This window comes from Alsobacter sp. KACC 23698 (genome assembly GCF_045348435.1).
In the GTDB taxonomy this organism is placed as follows: Bacteria; Pseudomonadota; Alphaproteobacteria; order Rhizobiales; family Beijerinckiaceae; genus Alsobacter.
The window spans coordinates 4,264,766-4,279,740 of record NZ_CP157484.1 but is presented as its reverse complement, the minus strand read 5'-3'; the positions used below and the strand labels follow the sequence as shown (position 1 = coordinate 4,279,740).

Genomic DNA, 14,975 nt, shown 5'->3' with positions numbered 1-14,975 from the left:
GGCGAAGCCGCGCAGGGGAAGGGGATCCAGTCTGCCTCCAACCATCGGCTGGATCCCCATCCCGCGCCTGTGGCGCGCCGGGGTTGACGGCGGAGAAGGCGCGCATTTTCGCACCATCGTGGACTTCGCCCCGAACCCGCATCCGATTTGCTGCACGAAAGTCGAGCTTGTTTCCGCATCGGGTCGGGATAACCTCAACTCGGGCGCTGCGCTAAGCGCGCGCCGATCAGAAGACGGCCCGCAAGAGGCCGCTCGCCAGAGGGATGGCTAGCGCGGCGCGCCCGCGCCAGGGAGGATGACCAGGATGGCCGCCGCGTCCATGCGCGACGACACGTTTCCCAAGTTGCTCGCCCGCAACGCGCAGACGCGCGGCGCACGCCCGGCGGTTCGCCACAAGGACCTCGGCATCTGGCAAAGCTGGACCTGGGCGGAGGTCAACGCCATCTGCCGCGCCTATGCGGTCGCCCTGAAGGGCCTGGGGCTGGAGAAGGGCGACGCCATCGCCATCGTGGGCTCGAACCGCCCGCGCCTCTACTGGTCCATGATGGCCGCCCAGATGCTGGGCGCCGTGCCGGTGCCGGTCTACGCCGACAGCGTCGCCGACGAGATGGCCTATGTGCTGGCCCACGCCGACGTGAAGCTCGCCGCCGTGGAGGACCAGGAGCAGGTCGACAAGCTGCTCTCGATCTCCGACCGGCTGCCCCGGCTGCAACGCATCGTCTATGACGAGGACCGCGGCCTGCGCGACTACGACCATTCCCGCCTGCACGCCATCGCGCGCCTGCTGGACGAGGGCCGCGAGACGCTGCGGACCGACGCGGGCGCGGCGGCCGCCCTGGACGCCTCCATCGCGGCGGGCTCGGCCGGCGACCTCGCCGTCATCCTCTACACCTCCGGCACCACCGGCCGCCCCAAGGGCGTGATGCTCAGCTACGCCAACGTGCTGGTCTCGGCGCGCAACGGCTGCGACTTCGACGGGCTGGACGAGACCGAGGAGACCATCGCCTATCTGCCGCTGGCCTGGGTGGGCGACCACATCTTCAGCTATGCGCAGTCGCTGGTGGCGGGCTTTTGCGTCAACTGCCCGGAGAGCCCCGACACGGTCGTGGAGGACCGGCGCGAGATCGGCACCACCTACGCGTTCGCGCCGCCGCGGGTCTATGAGAACCTGCTGACGCTGACGATGGTGCGCATGGAGGACGCGGCTGCGTTCAAGCGGCGGCTGTTCCACTATTTCCTGGGCGTGGCCAAGCGCGTCGGCGAGCCCATCCTCAACGGCGAGAGCGTCGGCCTGATGGACCGCCTGCTCTACGGGCTGGGCGAAATCCTGGTCTATGGGCCGCTGAAGAACCGCTTCGGCTTCTCGCGCATCAAGGTGGCCTACACGGCCGGCGAGGCGATCGGGCCGGAGATCTTCCGCTTCTTCCGCTCGCTCGGCATCAACCTGAAGCAGCTCTACGGCCAGACGGAGGCCTCCGTTTATGTGACGCTGCAGCCGGACGCCGAGATCCGCGCCGACACGGTCGGGCGGCCGGCCCCGGAGGTGGAGGTCCGCATCGCCGAGAACGGCGAGGTGATGTTCCGCTCGCCCGGCGTGTTCCAGGCCTACTACAAGGACCCCGAGGCGACCGCCAGGACCAAGACCCCGGACGGCTGGGTGCATTCGGGCGACGCGGGCTTCTTCGACAAGACGGGCCATTTGAGGATCATCGACCGCGCCAAGGATGTCGGGCGCATGCGCGACGGCTCGCTGTTCCCGCCCAAATACGTCGAGAACAAGCTGAAGTTCTATTCCAACATCAAGGAGGTCGTGGCCTTCGGCGACGGGCAGGACCAGGTCTGCTGCTTCATCAACATCGACCTGACCGCGGTCGGCAACTGGGCCGAGCGCAACGGCGTGGTCTACGCGTCCTACCAGGAGCTGGCCGGCCACCCGCTGGTCTACGACATGATCGCCCGGCACGTCGACGAAGTGAACCGCTCGCTGGCCGCCGAACCCATGATGGGCGGGGCGCAGGTGCGCCGCTTCCTGATCCTGCACAAGGAGCTGGACGCCGACGACGGCGAGCTCACCCGCACCCAGAAGGTCCGGCGCGGCTTCATCGCCGAGCGCTACGCCCCGCTGGTGACGGCGCTCTATGACGGCTCGCACGAGGCCGACATCCGCACCGAGGTCACCTTCGAGGACGGCCGCAAGGGCGTCATCGCGGCGCGCCTCAAGATCCGCGATTGCCCCGCCTATCCAACCGCGCCGTCGACGCCCGCACTGGAGGACGCCGCATGAGGGCGCCGGGGGGCGGGAAGGGGGGCGCGGCCGGGGACGTCCTCCTGGCGGTGGAGAACGTGTCGCTGTCCTTCGGCGGCGTGAAGGCCATCACGGACGTGTCCTTCGACATCCGCAAGGGCGAGATCCGCGCCATCATCGGCCCGAACGGCGCCGGCAAGACGTCGATGCTCAACGTCATCAACGGCTTCTACCACCCGCAGCAGGGCCGCATCACCTATCGGGGCGAGACGCGCCAGAAGATGCGCCCCTATGTGGCGGCCGCGCAGGGCATTTCGCGCACCTTCCAGAACGTGGCCCTGTTCAAGGGCATGTCGACGCTCGACAACATCATGGCCGGCCGCACGCTGAAGATGAAGGGCTCCTTCTTCTGGCAGCTGTTCCGGCACGGGCCGGCGCTGCGCGAGGAGATCGAGCACCGCAAGGCCGTCGAGGAGATCATCGACTGTCTGGAGATCCAGGCCATCCGCAAGGTCCCGGTGGGCAAGCTGCCCTACGGGCTGCAGAAGCGCGTCGAGCTCGGCCGCGCGCTGGCGATGGAGCCGGACCTCCTCCTGCTGGACGAGCCGATGGCGGGCATGAACCTGGAGGAGAAGGAGGACATGTCCCGCTTCATCGTCGACGTGAACAACCAGTTCGGGGCCACGATCGCGCTGATCGAGCACGACATCGGCGTCGTGATGGACCTGTCGGACCGGGTGGTGGTGCTCGAATATGGCCGCAAGATCGCGGACGGAACGCCCGACGAGGTGAAGCGCGACCAGGCTGTCATCGACGCCTATCTGGGCGTCCCGCATTGATGGGGTCGGTGGTGCTCGTTTCAACGATCATGCCGCCGTCATCCCCGGCCGGAGCGGCGCAGCCGCGACCCTCCCCACAGGGGGGAGGGAAAACGCAAACCCTCGAACGGCGCGGGAGCATCGCCCGATGAACATCCTCTACGCGCTCTTCGTCGATCCCTTCGTGCAGATGGGCGCCGCGCCGGACCTCCTGGCGCAGACGCTCTGGGAGGGGCTGGTGTCGGGCGTGCTCTACGCCCTCATCGCGCTCGGCTTCGTGCTGATCTTCAAGGCGTCGGGCGTGTTCAACTTCGCCCAGGGCATCATGGTGGTGTTCTCCGCCCTGACGCTGGTGGGCCTGCACGAGATGGGCGTGCCGGCCTTCGTGGCGCTGGGACTGGCGATCGGGGTGATGTTCCTGCTCGCCTACACGGTCGAGAGGGTGGTGCTGCGGCCCTTGGTCAACCAGCCCGACATCATCCTGTTCATGGCCACCTTCGGCATCACCTATGTGCTGATCGGGCTGGGCGAACTGATCTTCGGCGGCAATCCGAAGCAGATGATCACCGAGCAGCTCTATCTGCCCAAGGGCGCGATCGACCTGAAGATCCTGGGCGGCTTCGTCAGCCTGCAGAAGATCGACATCGCGGCCGCCGTCATCGCCGCCGTGATGATCGCCGTGCTGGCCTTCTTCTTCCAGAAGACCCGCATCGGCCGGGCGCTCAGGGCCGTGGCGGACAGCCACAAGGCGGCGCTCTCGGTGGGCATCTCGCTCAACCAGATCTGGGTCATCGTCTGGTTCACGGCCGGCATCGTGGCGCTGGTCACCGGCATCATGTGGGGGGCGCGCTCTGACGTCTCCTTCGCCCTGCAGGTCATCGCCCTCAAGGCGCTGCCGGTGCTGATCCTGGGCGGCTTCACCTCCGTGCCGGGCGCGATCGTGGGCGGGCTCATCATCGGCATAGGCGAGAAGCTCGGCGAGTTCTACTGGGGTCCGCTGGTCGGCGGCGGCGTGGAGAGCTGGCTCGCCTATTTCATCGCCCTCGCTTTCCTGCTGTTCAGGCCGCAGGGCCTGTTCGGCGAACGCATCATCGAACGCATCTGAGGTCGGGCCGTGTTCTACCGGGAAGCAGGCCAGTACAAGACGAGCTACGCGGCCGACATGGCGGTGTTCCCGATCCGGCAGGATCGGATCGGCCTCGCCGTCATGCTGTTCGCGGCCTTCGTGCTGGTCCCGGTCTTCGGCGACCAGTTCTTCCTGTCCAGCGTGATGATCCCGACGCTCGTCTTCTCGCTGGCGGCGATCGGGCTCAATATCCTGACGGGCTATACGGGCCTGATCTCGCTCGGAACCGCCGCCTTCATGGGGGTGGGCGCCTATTCCTGCTACAAGCTCACGACGGCCTTTCCGGGCGTGAACGTCATCGTGTGGATCCTGGCCTCGGGCTTCGTGTCGGCCGGGGTCGGCGCGCTGTTCGGGCTGCCCAGCCTGCGCATCAAGGGCTTCTACCTGGTGGTGGCGACGCTCGCCGCGCAGTTCTTCCTGCAGTGGTGCTTCGTGCGCATCCCGTGGCTGGTGAACTACAACACCTCCGGGGCCATCGAGGTGCCCGAGCGCAAGCTCTTTGGCCTCGTCATCACGGGCGCCAACGCCACCCCGCAGGTTCGCTACCTGGTGCTGCTCAGCATCGTGGCGGCGCTGACCTGGTTCGCATCCAACCTCGTGCATGGGCGCGTCGGGCGGGCCTGGATGGCGGTGCGCGACATGGACATCGCGGCCGAGCTGATGGGCATCCGCCTGCTCACCACCAAGCTGCTCGCCTTTGCGGTGTCGTCCTTCTACTGCGGCGTCGCCGGCGCTCTCATGGTGTTCCTCTGGTACGGCAGCGCCGAGCCGGAGGTGTTCACCATCAACCAGTCCTTCCTGATCCTGTTCATGGTGATCATCGGCGGGCTGGGCAGCCTGATCGGCTGCTTCATGGGCGCGGCGCTCATCTACATGCTGCCCATCGTGCTGCGGCTGCTGCCGGCCGCGCTGGGCGTCCCGATCGCCTCCGCGACGGTGGAGCACCTGCAGTTCATCATCGTCGGGGTGCTGATCATCGTCTTCCTGATCGTGGAGCCGCACGGGCTCGCGCGGCTCTGGCAAACCGGCAAGCAAAAGCTCAGGATCTGGCCGTTCCCCTATTAGGGCGAAGGCGAACAGAGAGGCGGGCGCAGAACCCGCCGGACGAAACCGCCGGGCGAAGGCCCGGCACAATGGGAGAAGCAGATGACCGAGACACACAGGCGCCTGGCGCGCCGGGCGCTCGCCGGAGCCGCGATGCTGGGAGCCGCCGCCTTCGGGATGGCGTCGGCGACCTTCGAGGCGGCCGCCCAGGACGCGATCTACGTGCCGCTCTTCACCTACCGCACCGGCCCCTTCGCGGGCTCGGGCATCCCGATCGCGGACGGCATGCATGACTATCTCAGCATGCTGAACGAGCGCGACGGCGGCATCGGCGGGGTCAAGATCGTCGTCGACGAGTGCGAGACGGGCTACGACACCAAGAAGGGCCTCGAATGCTACGAGGCCGTGAAGGGCAAGAAGCCCGTCCTGGTCAATCCCTGGTCGACCGGCATCACCTTGCCGCTGATCCCCAAGGCCTCGGTCGACAAGATCCCGATCCTGTCGATGGCCTACGGCCTCTCGGCCTCGGCGCGCGGCGACATCTTCCCCTGGGTGTTCAACCCGCCGGACACCTATTGGGACGGGCTCGGCATCATCCTGCGCTATGTCGGCATGCAGGAAGGCGGCGGCGTCGAGAAGCTCAAGGGCAAGAAGATCGGCTACATCTATTTCGACGGCGGCTTCGGCAAGGAGCCCATCCCGCTGTTCGAGCAGCTCGCCAAGGATTTCGGCTTCGACCTGAAGCTCTATCCGGTGGCCCCCGGCGACATGCAGAACCAGTCCTCGCAGTGGCTGGCGGTGCGGCGCGACCGGCCGGACTACATGGTCATGTATGGCTGGGGCGCGATGAATCCGACGGCCATCAAGGAGGCGGCCAAGATCAACTACCCGATGGAGAAGTTCGTCTCGATCTGGTGGCCGGGCGAGGACGACATCCGCGGCGTCGACGGCGCGAAGGGCTTCAAGATGATCAACTGGCACGGGATCGGAACGGACTTCCCGGCGCTCAAGGACATCCAGAAGCACGTGGTCGACAAGGGCCTCAGCAAGGCGCCGAAGGACAAGGTGGGCGAGCTCCTCTACAACCGCGGCGTCTACAACTCGATGCTGATCGCCGAGGGCATCGCGCAGGCCCAGAAGCTGGCCGGCAAGAAGGCGGTGGACGGGACCGACGTGCGTCGCGGCCTGGAGAACATCAACCTCGATGACGCGCGCCTGAAGGAGCTCGGCCTCGCCGGCTTCACCGGACCGCTGAAGCTGACCTGCGACAACCATAACGGCCATCGCCCCGCCTTCATCCAGCAGTGGGACGGCGCGAAGTGGGTGAAGATCTCCGACCCGATCGAGCCCATGGCCGACAAGGTGAAGCCCGCCCTCGACGCCGCCGCCCAGGACTACGCCGAGAAGAACAGCGGCTGGCCCAAGCGCACCGAGCCCTGCGACAAGGCGTCCTGAGCCGCAGACCGTAGCGCTCGCTCCCTCCCCTTCAGGGGAGGGGGAACCGCCGAAGGCGGTGGGTGGGGACGTCGGCGCAGGCTGGACGGCCCCACCCGTCTCGCGCGTTCCGCGCGATCCACCCTCCCCTGCAGGGGAGAGATGAACGCAGGCCTGAGGATGAACGAATGACGACCGCCGCTCTCTCCCCGTCGAACGACGCGCCCGCGCCCGCCGCGGAGACGATCCTGGCCGTCAACAACATCGAGGTCGTCTATGACCACGTGATCCTGGTGCTGAAGGGTGTCTCGCTCACGGTGCCCAAGGGCGGCGTCGTCGCCATCCTGGGGGCCAACGGAGCGGGCAAGACCACGACGCTGAAGGCCATCTCCAACCTGTTGCACGCCGAACGCGGCGAGGTCACCAAGGGGACCGTGGAGTTCGAGGGCAAGCGCGTCGACAAGCTGACGCCCAACGACCTCGTGCGCCGCGGCTGCATCCAGGTGATGGAGGGGCGGCACTGCTTCGGCCACCTCACCATCGAGGAGAACCTGCTCACCGGCGCCTTCACGCGCCGCGACGGGAACGCCGCGATCAAGCGGGACATGGAGGCGATCTACGACTACTTCCCGCGCCTGCGCCAGCGCCGCGCCTCCATGGCGGGCTACACCTCCGGCGGCGAACAGCAGATGTGCGCCATCGGCCGGGCGATGATGTCGCGGCCCAAGATGATCCTGCTCGACGAGCCCTCCATGGGCCTCGCCCCGCAGGTCGTGGAGGAGATCTTCGAGATCGTCCGCACGCTGAACCAGAAGGAGGGCGTCTCCTTCCTGCTGGCCGAGCAGAACACCAACATCGCGCTGCGCTACGCCACCTACGGCTACATTTTGGAAACCGGCCGCGTCGTCATGGACGGCGCCGCCGACGCGCTGCGCGAGAACGAGGACGTGAAGGAGTTCTATCTTGGCGTCGCCGGCGCCGACCGCAAGAGCTTCCGCGACGTCAAGAGCTACAAGCGCCGCAAGCGCTGGCTGGCGTGAGCCTCAGCGATCGTGCACGCCCTCGAACACATCCGCGAGCGCCAGGCGCGCTTCGATGCAGGAAAGGTCGATGACGGCGTCGAGACCCTCGTATTCCCGGGATTCGAAACCGGCGCCGTCCCCGCGGGAATGCACGGTGATGCGCGGCGTTTCGGTGTCGACGAGCAGCACGGCCCGAACGGACGGCAGGCGCTTGTACTCCTCGAGCTTCTTGACCCGGTCGTAATTCATGGTCGAGGGCGACAGGACCTCAATGAGAACGCGAGGCTCGACGCTGGTCATCGCGCGGGGATCGGCCTGCCCGCACTGGACCGTGATGTCGGGGCGGCGCACCGAGCGGATGCCGGTGACCAGCGCGATGTCGTCGGTGGACGGCCGGCAAGGACCGCGGCGCAGCTGGTTGCCCAAGCTGACGATGATGTTGACGGTGACTCGGTCGTGCCGCTGGGTTGCGCCGGTCATGCTCTTGAGCGGCAGCACCGGGACGCCGTCATCGAGCTCCCAGTTCTCGGTCTGGCGGGTCTGCCAGTCGAGAAACTCGTCGATGCTCATCACCTTTCGTGCCGGCTCCGCCATGGCGTCATCCCGCGTGTGGTTCACTCTTCAAGATAGTTGATCCGAAAGGTCTTGGCCATGTCCGACCCCTACGACGCCCTGGAGACGCGCTCCCCGGCCGAGCGCGAAGCCGACCAGTTCGGCCGCCTGCCGCAGGTCCTCGCCAAGGCGCTGACCGCGCCCGGCTGGAGGGCGCATCTCGGCGATGTCGACCCGGCCGCAATCACCAGCCGCGCGGCGCTCGCCACGTTGCCGGTGCTGCGCAAGTCCGAGCTGCCGGGCCGGCAGAAGGCGGACCCGCCCTTCGCCGGCTTCCTGGCCGAGCCGCTGGGCGCGTTCGGGCGCATCTTCGCCTCGCCCGGCCCGATCTTCGAGCCCGAGGGCCAGGGCGTCGACCCGTGGTGCGCCGCCCGAGCGCTCCATGCGGCCGGTTTCCGGGCGGGCGACGTCGTGCTCAACACCTTCAGCTACCACCTCGTGCCGGGCGGCTTCATTCTCGACAGCGGCGCCCGCGCGCTGGGTTGCCCGGTGATCCCGGCCGGGCCGGGCAATACCGAGCAGCAGCTCGACGTCATCGAGCATTTGCGCCCCGTCGCCTATACGGGCACGCCGGACTTTCTCAAGATCCTGCTCGACAAGGCTGCCGAGGCCGGCCGGGACGCGTCGTCCATCCGCAAGGCGCTCGTCTCCGGCGCGGCCTTTCCGCCCTCGCTGCGCGACCACCTCAGGGGGCGCGGCGTCGAGGCCTACCAGGCCTACGCCACCGCCGACGTGGGCGTGATCGCCTATGAGACGCCGGCCCGCGAGGGGCTGGTGGCCAGCGAGGAGTTCATCCTGGAGATCGTGCGGCCCGGCACGGGCGATCCCGTGCCGGAGGGCGAGGTGGGCGAGCTGCTCGTGACCTCGCTCGATCCGCACCACCCCGTGATCCGCCTTGCGTTGGGCGACCTCTCGGCCGTGCTGGCCGGCCCCTCGCCCTGCGGGCGCACGAACATGCGCATCAAGGGCTGGATGGGGCGCGCCGACCAGACCGCCAAGGTCAAGGGCCTGTTCCTGCGGCCCGAGCAGATCGCCGAGATCGCCCGCCGCCACCCCGAGGCCGGCCGCCTGCGCGCCGTCGTGACCCGCGCCGACGAGCAGGACGTGCTGACGCTGCGGGCCGAAAGCGCGTCGCCCTCCGAGGCGCTTGGCGCGGCCCTGGGCGCAAGCCTCCAGGCCTTCACCAAGCTGCGGGGGAGGGTGGAGTTCGCGCCGCCGGGGAGCCTGCCGAATGACGGCAAGGTCATCGCCGACGAGCGCCCGGTGGGGTGACGGCGTCCGCCACGCCGAAAGGCGGCTTGACAGAAAGTAGAAAATATTCCTATATTGGTTTCGCTCCTGCCACGGAGGGACGTCTGCAGCGTGACGGACGTGGCCAGGGGGCGGCGGCTCTTCCGGACGGCCTCACGAGCCGGCTGGATGGGCGGTTCGGATGGCGAGGTCTTCATAGCGCGATGCGCGAAGGGGTGCGAATCCCCGAGACGACGCGACCCGATCCTCTCCGCCGCGCGCGGAACGGCGACGGCCTGGCGGCCCCGCCGGCACGACCCCCCACTTCCCCCCATTCGCCGGGGGGCGAACCAGCGTCGCCGTTCCGCGCCGCCCTCCATCCATCCCCTCCGGGCCGAAAGGCCGCGGAGGCGATGGCGCATGGGGCGGACCGCCCCGGTTCCGGCGCCGATTTTCGCCTGCGCGGTTGACGCCGGGCGTCCGCCTTGGTTTGAACTCCCCCCAACGGCGCGTCCGCTCTCCGCCGACCCCGATCAGGAGGCTCCCCATCGTGACCACCCACCCCGTGCACGGCCGCATCACCGGCCCCATCGTGATGATCGGCTTCGGGTCGATCGGCCGCGGCACGCTGCCGCTGATCGAGCGGCATTTCGACTATGACCGCTCGAAGCTGACCGTCATTGACCCGGTCGACGCCGATCGCGCGCTGCTCGAGAAGCACGGGGTCAAGTTCATCCACCAGGCGGTCACGAAGGACAACTACAAGCATCTGCTCGGCCCGTTGCTGCAGGACGGCTCGGGCCAGGGCTTCTGCGTCAACCTCTCGGTGGACACGTCCTCGCTCGACATCATGGAATATTGCCGGGAGATCGGCGCCCTTTACATCGACACCGTGGTGGAGCCCTGGGCGGGGTTCTATTTCGACAAGAGCAAGGGCCCGGAGAGCCGCTCCAACTACGCGCTGCGCGAGACGCTGCTGGAGGCGCGACGCCGCAATCCGGGCGGGACGACCGCCGTCTCCACCTGCGGGGCCAATCCCGGCATGGTGTCCTGGTTCGTCAAGCAGGCGCTCTTGAACCTCAAGTCCGACATCGGCGCGCCGGGCGAGGAGCCGACCACCCGCGAGGGCTGGGCGAAGCTGGCCCAGAGCCTGGGCGTGAAGGGCATCCATATCGCCGAGCGCGACACCCAGCGGGCCCGGGATCCCAAGCCCCGCAAGGTCTTCGTGAACACGTGGTCGGTGGAGGGCTTCGTGTCGGAGGGCCTGCAGCCGGCCGAACTGGGCTGGGGCACGCATGAGGCCTGGATGCCCGACAACGGCCGCACCCATGCGACCGGCTGCGGCGCCGCCATCTACCTGCTGCAGGCCGGTGCCAACACCCGCGTCCGCTCCTGGACGCCGACCGCCCAGGCCCAGTACGGCTTCCTGGTCACCCACAACGAGTCGATCTCGATCGCCGACTACCTGACGGTGCGCGACGCCGGCGGCAAGGCCGTCTACCGGCCGACCTGCCACTACGCCTATCACCCCTGCGACGACGCCGTGCTGTCGCTGCACGAGATGTTCGGCCAGGAGGGCGAGCGCCAGCCCGACTGGAAGATCCTCGACGAGAACGAGATCGTGGATGGGATCGACGAGCTCGGCGTGCTGCTCTACGGCCACGCCAGGAACGCCTACTGGTACGGCTCGCAGCTCTCCATCGAGGAGACGCGCGAGATCGCGCCCTACCAGAACGCGACGGGACTGCAGGTCTCGTCCGCGGTCCTGGCCGGCATGGTCTGGGCCTTGGAGAACCCGCAGGCCGGCATCGTGGAGGCCGACGACATGGATTTCCGGCGCTGCCTGGAGGTTCAGACGCCCTATCTCGGGCCGGTCGTGGGCGTCTACACCGACTGGACTCCCCTCAAGAACCGCCCGGGGCTGTTCCCGGAGGACATCGACGCGTCCGATCCCTGGCAGTTCCGCAACGTTCTGGTGCGCTGATCAGGCTCGCCTGAGCGTCTGCCGGCCTCGCCGCCGCCTGAACGGCGCTGCGGCGAGGCGCACGAGGGCGTAGAAGGCCGCAAAGCCCAAGCCCGCCGCGACCGCCCCCTCGGCGGTCACCGGGACAGCCGGCTCGAAGATCTCCACGGCTCCCCTGAGGAGGGCCTGGTCGTGATCGCGCGCCAGCAGGGCCAGGCGGCCCACCGGACCCGCGGCCGCCATCCGGTCGCGCTGCGTCTCGAGGCGCTGCAGCCTCGCCTGGGTGCGGTTCACCTCCGCCCCGCGGCCTTGAACCAGCGGGTCAGGGCTGCCCTGGAGCCGGGCGATCGCGTCGGACCGGCCGACCTGGGCCGCTCCGGCGTCCAGATCGAAGCGGTCCATGGCGGCGCGCAGCTCGCCGACGGCTCCGCCGAGCCGCTGGCGGTATTGCTGGGCGAATTCGGGAAGCTGGGAGGCGATGACGGCGCCCATGAGGCCGGTCGCGAAGGCGAGCGTGCGCGACAACATCAGGGTCCCTCTGCATCGAGGGAGGCAACGCAGGCGTTATCGGGGCGTTCCCGCCGACGGCGAGGCCTGCGCGGCTTGCGAGGCGGCGGCGATGCGCATCAACCGGCTCACGGTCGCTTCGACGTCACGGTGGGACAGGCAGGACAGGGTGATCACCCGCTCGCCGCGCAGCACCAGCCGAACCTTCAGCTTCTCGCGCCGGTGGGCGACGCATTCGAGCAGCAGCACGGCCAAGCCGGCCACAAACAGGTAGATGCTCGTGACCCCGCTGCAGAACGGCGTGATGAGCAGCATGGCGCAGATCACCAGCAGCGTCTCTCCTCTGGTCTGGTGTCCATTGCGAACGGCCACGATCGAATGAGGTGAGATCTCGTGGCGGCCGATTCGGACCACGTTCATGCAAGCCTCCTTGGGCCTGCTTGATACATTTCAAAATTGAACAAACCCTTACGCGGTATCTTTATTGTCCAGGCAGGCGCGCATGACCTGCGGGCGGGTGACGGTGATCAGACCGCCCTTGATCTTGACCGCCCGCGTCTTCTCGCCGGACGCCATCACCAGCACCACCGTCTCGAGCCCGGGGCAGGCCGGATCGGTGCAGGCGATCTCGTTGACAGTGACCCGGTCGTCCGGGCCGAGCGCCAGGGCTTCGATGACCCAGCCCTTGACGCGCGCGACGTCCTCGGGATCGGGCTTCGACCTCCTGAAGCGATCGAGGAGCCCGGACAGCACGGTCAGGCCGGAAGCGTGAGCACGCCGGCGGCGCCGCCATCCGTGCCGAACAGGAGATGCGCGCCGCGCTTGTCCCAGGCCAGCGCCGTGATCGCGCCGTGGTCGGGGTCGCCCTTGCGCACCAGGATCTCGGCGGCGTCGTTCAGGCGCACGAGGAGGATGAACCCGTCCTCGTAGCCGATGGCCAGCACGAGCGCGCTCGGATGGAACGCCACGCGCGACACCTTGGCGGGCCGCACGCCGCACTCGCGCGGCGGCTTGCCCATCGGGCCTTCCTTGGACGAGAACGGCCACACGATGGCGGCGTCGGCCCCCGACGTGGCGAGCCAGGCCCCATCATGCGACCACGAGAAGGACCGCGTCTTGGATGGGTAGCCGGACATCCGCATGTCGGCCTTTTCGGGCAGCCGCCAGCCATGCAGGGAGTTCTCCTGCATGGAGGACACCACGAAGCGGCCGTCGGCCGACCAGGTCACGTCGAGGTGCGATCCCTTCCACTCCAGCCGCTCCGGCGCGGCCTCGGTGTTGGGAAACCACAGGCTGACGCCGTTGTAGTGGCTCACCGCCAGGCGGTAGCCCTTGGGGGCGAAGCACAGGCCCTGCGGGGTGCTGGGCGCGGTCCAGGTCTTGAGCCGCCCCTTGTCGTCGCGGGCCGTCACGGTCTTGTTCGCCGACCACGCCATCGCGCCGCTGGGGCTGAGCGCCAGGGCGTCGATCCAGCGGCCCTTCTCGTCGCCGACGAGCTCGGTCCCGCCGTCCGGCGTGGTGCGGACCACGCGCCCGTCGTCGCCGCCCGTCACCAGGGCCGCGCCGTCGCTCGCCGCGGTCAGGATCCCGGCCCCCGGGTGGGCCTCGACGCGCCGCGCCGCGCCTTCCGCCTGCACGAGCAGGACCGTCCCGTCGGCCAGCGCCAGCGCGGGTGTCTGCTTCAGAAAGGCGGCGCCCACCACATGGTCGCCGGCCGAATGCTCGACGACGAAGGGGGTGAGGCTGGTGATGGTGGGCGGTGCTGAGGACATGCCGGTGTGTTTAGCGCCCCAAGGCGCACAGGAGAAGACGTAAGGGTCGCGTTTCAAGCAAAGCGCCGAACCGAAAACCCCTCATCCTTCGAGATGCAGGCTCAAGGCGGCCTGCTCCTCAGGATGAGGGGCGTTGTTGGCGCGACGCTATCGTCCGATCATGCCGCGCAGGCGAGCGCGCCGGCGCGCAGCATCTCCTGGTCGAGGTCGCGGCCGATGAAGACGAGGCGCGACTGGCGCTCCTCGCCGGGCTTCCAGTCGCGCTGGAGGTCGCCGTCCAGGATCATATGGACGCCCTGGAAGACAAAACGCTTCGGCTCGTTCTTGAACGCCAGGATGCCCTTGGAGCGCAGGATCTTGGGGCCCTCGCGCTGGGTGAGGTCGTTGATCCAGGGCATGAACTTCTCCGGATCGACCTCGCCCAGCTTGATTGAGACCGACTGCATGTGCTCGTCGTGATAGTGCTTCAGGCCGCCATGATCGTGCTCGCAGCCGGGGCCGCAGTCGTGATCATGGTGATGGTCGTGGTCGTGATGGGCGTGGCCGTCGCCCTCTTCGAGGAAGGCCGGCTCGATCTCCAGGATGCGGTCGAGATCGAAAGCGTTGCGGCCCAGCACGGCGTCCAGCGGGACGGCGGCGCGCTGCGTCTTGTGCAGCACCGCATAGGGGTTGATGGCGCGGATGCGCGCCTCGACCTCGGCCAGCTCGTCGCTCGTCACGAGGTCCGTCTTGTTGAGGATGATGACGTCCGCGAAGGCGATCTGGTTCTTGGCCTCCGGCGCGTCCTTCAGGCGCTCGGTCAGCCACTTGGCGTCCGCCACCGTCACCACGGCGTCGAGGCGCGCCTTGTCGGATACATCCTGGTCGACGAAGAAGGTCTGGGCCACGGGGGCCGGGTCGGCCAGGCCCGTGGTCTCCACGATGATGGCGTCGAACTTGCCGCGCCGCTTCATCAGCCCCTCGATGATGCGGATCAGGTCGCCGCGGACGGTGCAGCAGATGCAGCCGTTGTTCATCTCGAACACTTCCTCGTCGGCCCCGACCACGAGGTCGTTGTCGATGCCGATCTCGCCGAACTCGTTGACGATGACGGCGTATTTCTTGCCGTGCTGCTCGGTCAGGATGCGGTTCAGGAGGGTGGTCTTTCCGGCTCCGAGATAGCCGGTGAGCACGGTGACGGGGATCTTGTCGGACATGGGATG

The 14,975-nt window shown here is 68.2% G+C and carries 14 protein-coding genes; 8 read left to right on the top strand and 6 right to left on the bottom strand.

Annotated elements, in window-relative coordinates:
* The first annotated feature begins 304 nt into the window (after positions 1 to 304).
* The 6 genes from ABEG18_RS20395 to ABEG18_RS20370 all read left to right on the top strand — a co-directional run bounded on the left by ABEG18_RS20395 (position 305) and on the right by ABEG18_RS20370 (position 7,707).
* A complete protein-coding gene (locus ABEG18_RS20395; protein ID WP_406854879.1) occupies positions 305 to 2,284 on the top strand; it encodes an AMP-dependent synthetase/ligase in 1,980 nt (659 codons plus the stop codon).
* Positions 2,281 to 3,084 (top strand): ABC transporter ATP-binding protein, encoded by an 804-nt coding sequence (locus ABEG18_RS20390; RefSeq protein ID WP_406854877.1) that lies wholly within the window; start codon positions 2,281 to 2,283, stop codon positions 3,082 to 3,084. Before ABEG18_RS20395 ends, ABEG18_RS20390 begins: the two co-directional genes overlap by 4 nt.
* Positions 3,085 to 3,211: 127 nt before the next feature.
* Positions 3,212 to 4,168 (top strand): branched-chain amino acid ABC transporter permease, encoded by a 957-nt coding sequence (locus ABEG18_RS20385; protein ID WP_406854876.1) that lies wholly within the window; start codon positions 3,212 to 3,214, stop codon positions 4,166 to 4,168.
* Positions 4,169 to 4,177: 9 nt separating this feature from the next.
* A complete protein-coding gene (locus ABEG18_RS20380) occupies positions 4,178 to 5,254 on the top strand; it encodes a branched-chain amino acid ABC transporter permease (protein WP_406854875.1) in 1,077 nt (358 codons plus the stop codon).
* Positions 5,255 to 5,335: 81 nt separating this feature from the next.
* The gene (locus ABEG18_RS20375; RefSeq protein WP_406854874.1) at positions 5,336 to 6,688 is read left to right on the top strand and encodes an ABC transporter substrate-binding protein; all 1,353 of its coding nucleotides are present in this window, start codon (positions 5,336 to 5,338) and stop codon (positions 6,686 to 6,688) included.
* Positions 6,689 to 6,855: 167 nt separating this feature from the next.
* Positions 6,856 to 7,707 (top strand): ABC transporter ATP-binding protein, encoded by an 852-nt coding sequence (locus ABEG18_RS20370; protein WP_406854873.1) that lies wholly within the window; start codon positions 6,856 to 6,858, stop codon positions 7,705 to 7,707.
* A 3-nt stretch (positions 7,708 to 7,710) separates the two neighbouring features.
* On the opposite strand, the gene ABEG18_RS20365 is transcribed toward ABEG18_RS20370, so the two are convergent.
* Positions 7,711 to 8,283: a Uma2 family endonuclease gene (locus ABEG18_RS20365; RefSeq protein ID WP_406854872.1), complete on the bottom strand. Its 573-nt coding sequence runs from the start codon at positions 8,281 to 8,283 to the stop codon at positions 7,711 to 7,713.
* A 57-nt stretch (positions 8,284 to 8,340) separates the two neighbouring features.
* Here ABEG18_RS20365 and ABEG18_RS20360 point away from each other — a divergent pair, with 57 nt between their 5' ends.
* The gene (locus tag ABEG18_RS20360) at positions 8,341 to 9,573 is read left to right on the top strand and encodes a phenylacetate--CoA ligase family protein (protein WP_406854871.1); all 1,233 of its coding nucleotides are present in this window, start codon (positions 8,341 to 8,343) and stop codon (positions 9,571 to 9,573) included.
* Between the two features lie 553 nt (positions 9,574 to 10,126).
* A complete protein-coding gene (locus ABEG18_RS20355; protein WP_406858659.1) occupies positions 10,127 to 11,515 on the top strand; it encodes a homospermidine synthase in 1,389 nt (462 codons plus the stop codon).
* Here the strand turns inward: ABEG18_RS20355 and ABEG18_RS20350 are convergent, their stop codons facing one another.
* The 5 genes from ABEG18_RS20350 to ABEG18_RS20330 all read right to left on the bottom strand — a co-directional run bounded on the left by ABEG18_RS20350 (position 11,516) and on the right by ABEG18_RS20330 (position 14,969).
* Positions 11,516 to 12,022: a DUF2937 family protein gene (locus ABEG18_RS20350; RefSeq protein ID WP_406854870.1), complete on the bottom strand. Its 507-nt coding sequence runs from the start codon at positions 12,020 to 12,022 to the stop codon at positions 11,516 to 11,518.
* 36 nt (positions 12,023 to 12,058) lie between these two features.
* Complete coding sequence (locus ABEG18_RS20345; protein WP_406854869.1) at positions 12,059 to 12,421, bottom strand: hypothetical protein; 363 nt, start codon at positions 12,419 to 12,421, stop codon at positions 12,059 to 12,061.
* Positions 12,422 to 12,469: 48 nt separating this feature from the next.
* Positions 12,470 to 12,754: a hypothetical protein gene (locus ABEG18_RS20340; RefSeq protein ID WP_406854868.1), complete on the bottom strand. Its 285-nt coding sequence runs from the start codon at positions 12,752 to 12,754 to the stop codon at positions 12,470 to 12,472.
* A gap of 2 nt (positions 12,755 to 12,756) precedes the next feature.
* Complete coding sequence (locus tag ABEG18_RS20335; protein WP_406854867.1) at positions 12,757 to 13,773, bottom strand: WD40 repeat domain-containing protein; 1,017 nt, start codon at positions 13,771 to 13,773, stop codon at positions 12,757 to 12,759.
* A gap of 158 nt (positions 13,774 to 13,931) precedes the next feature.
* Complete coding sequence (locus ABEG18_RS20330; protein WP_406854865.1) at positions 13,932 to 14,969, bottom strand: CobW family GTP-binding protein; 1,038 nt, start codon at positions 14,967 to 14,969, stop codon at positions 13,932 to 13,934.
* Between the last annotated feature and the right edge of the window lie 6 nt (positions 14,970 to 14,975).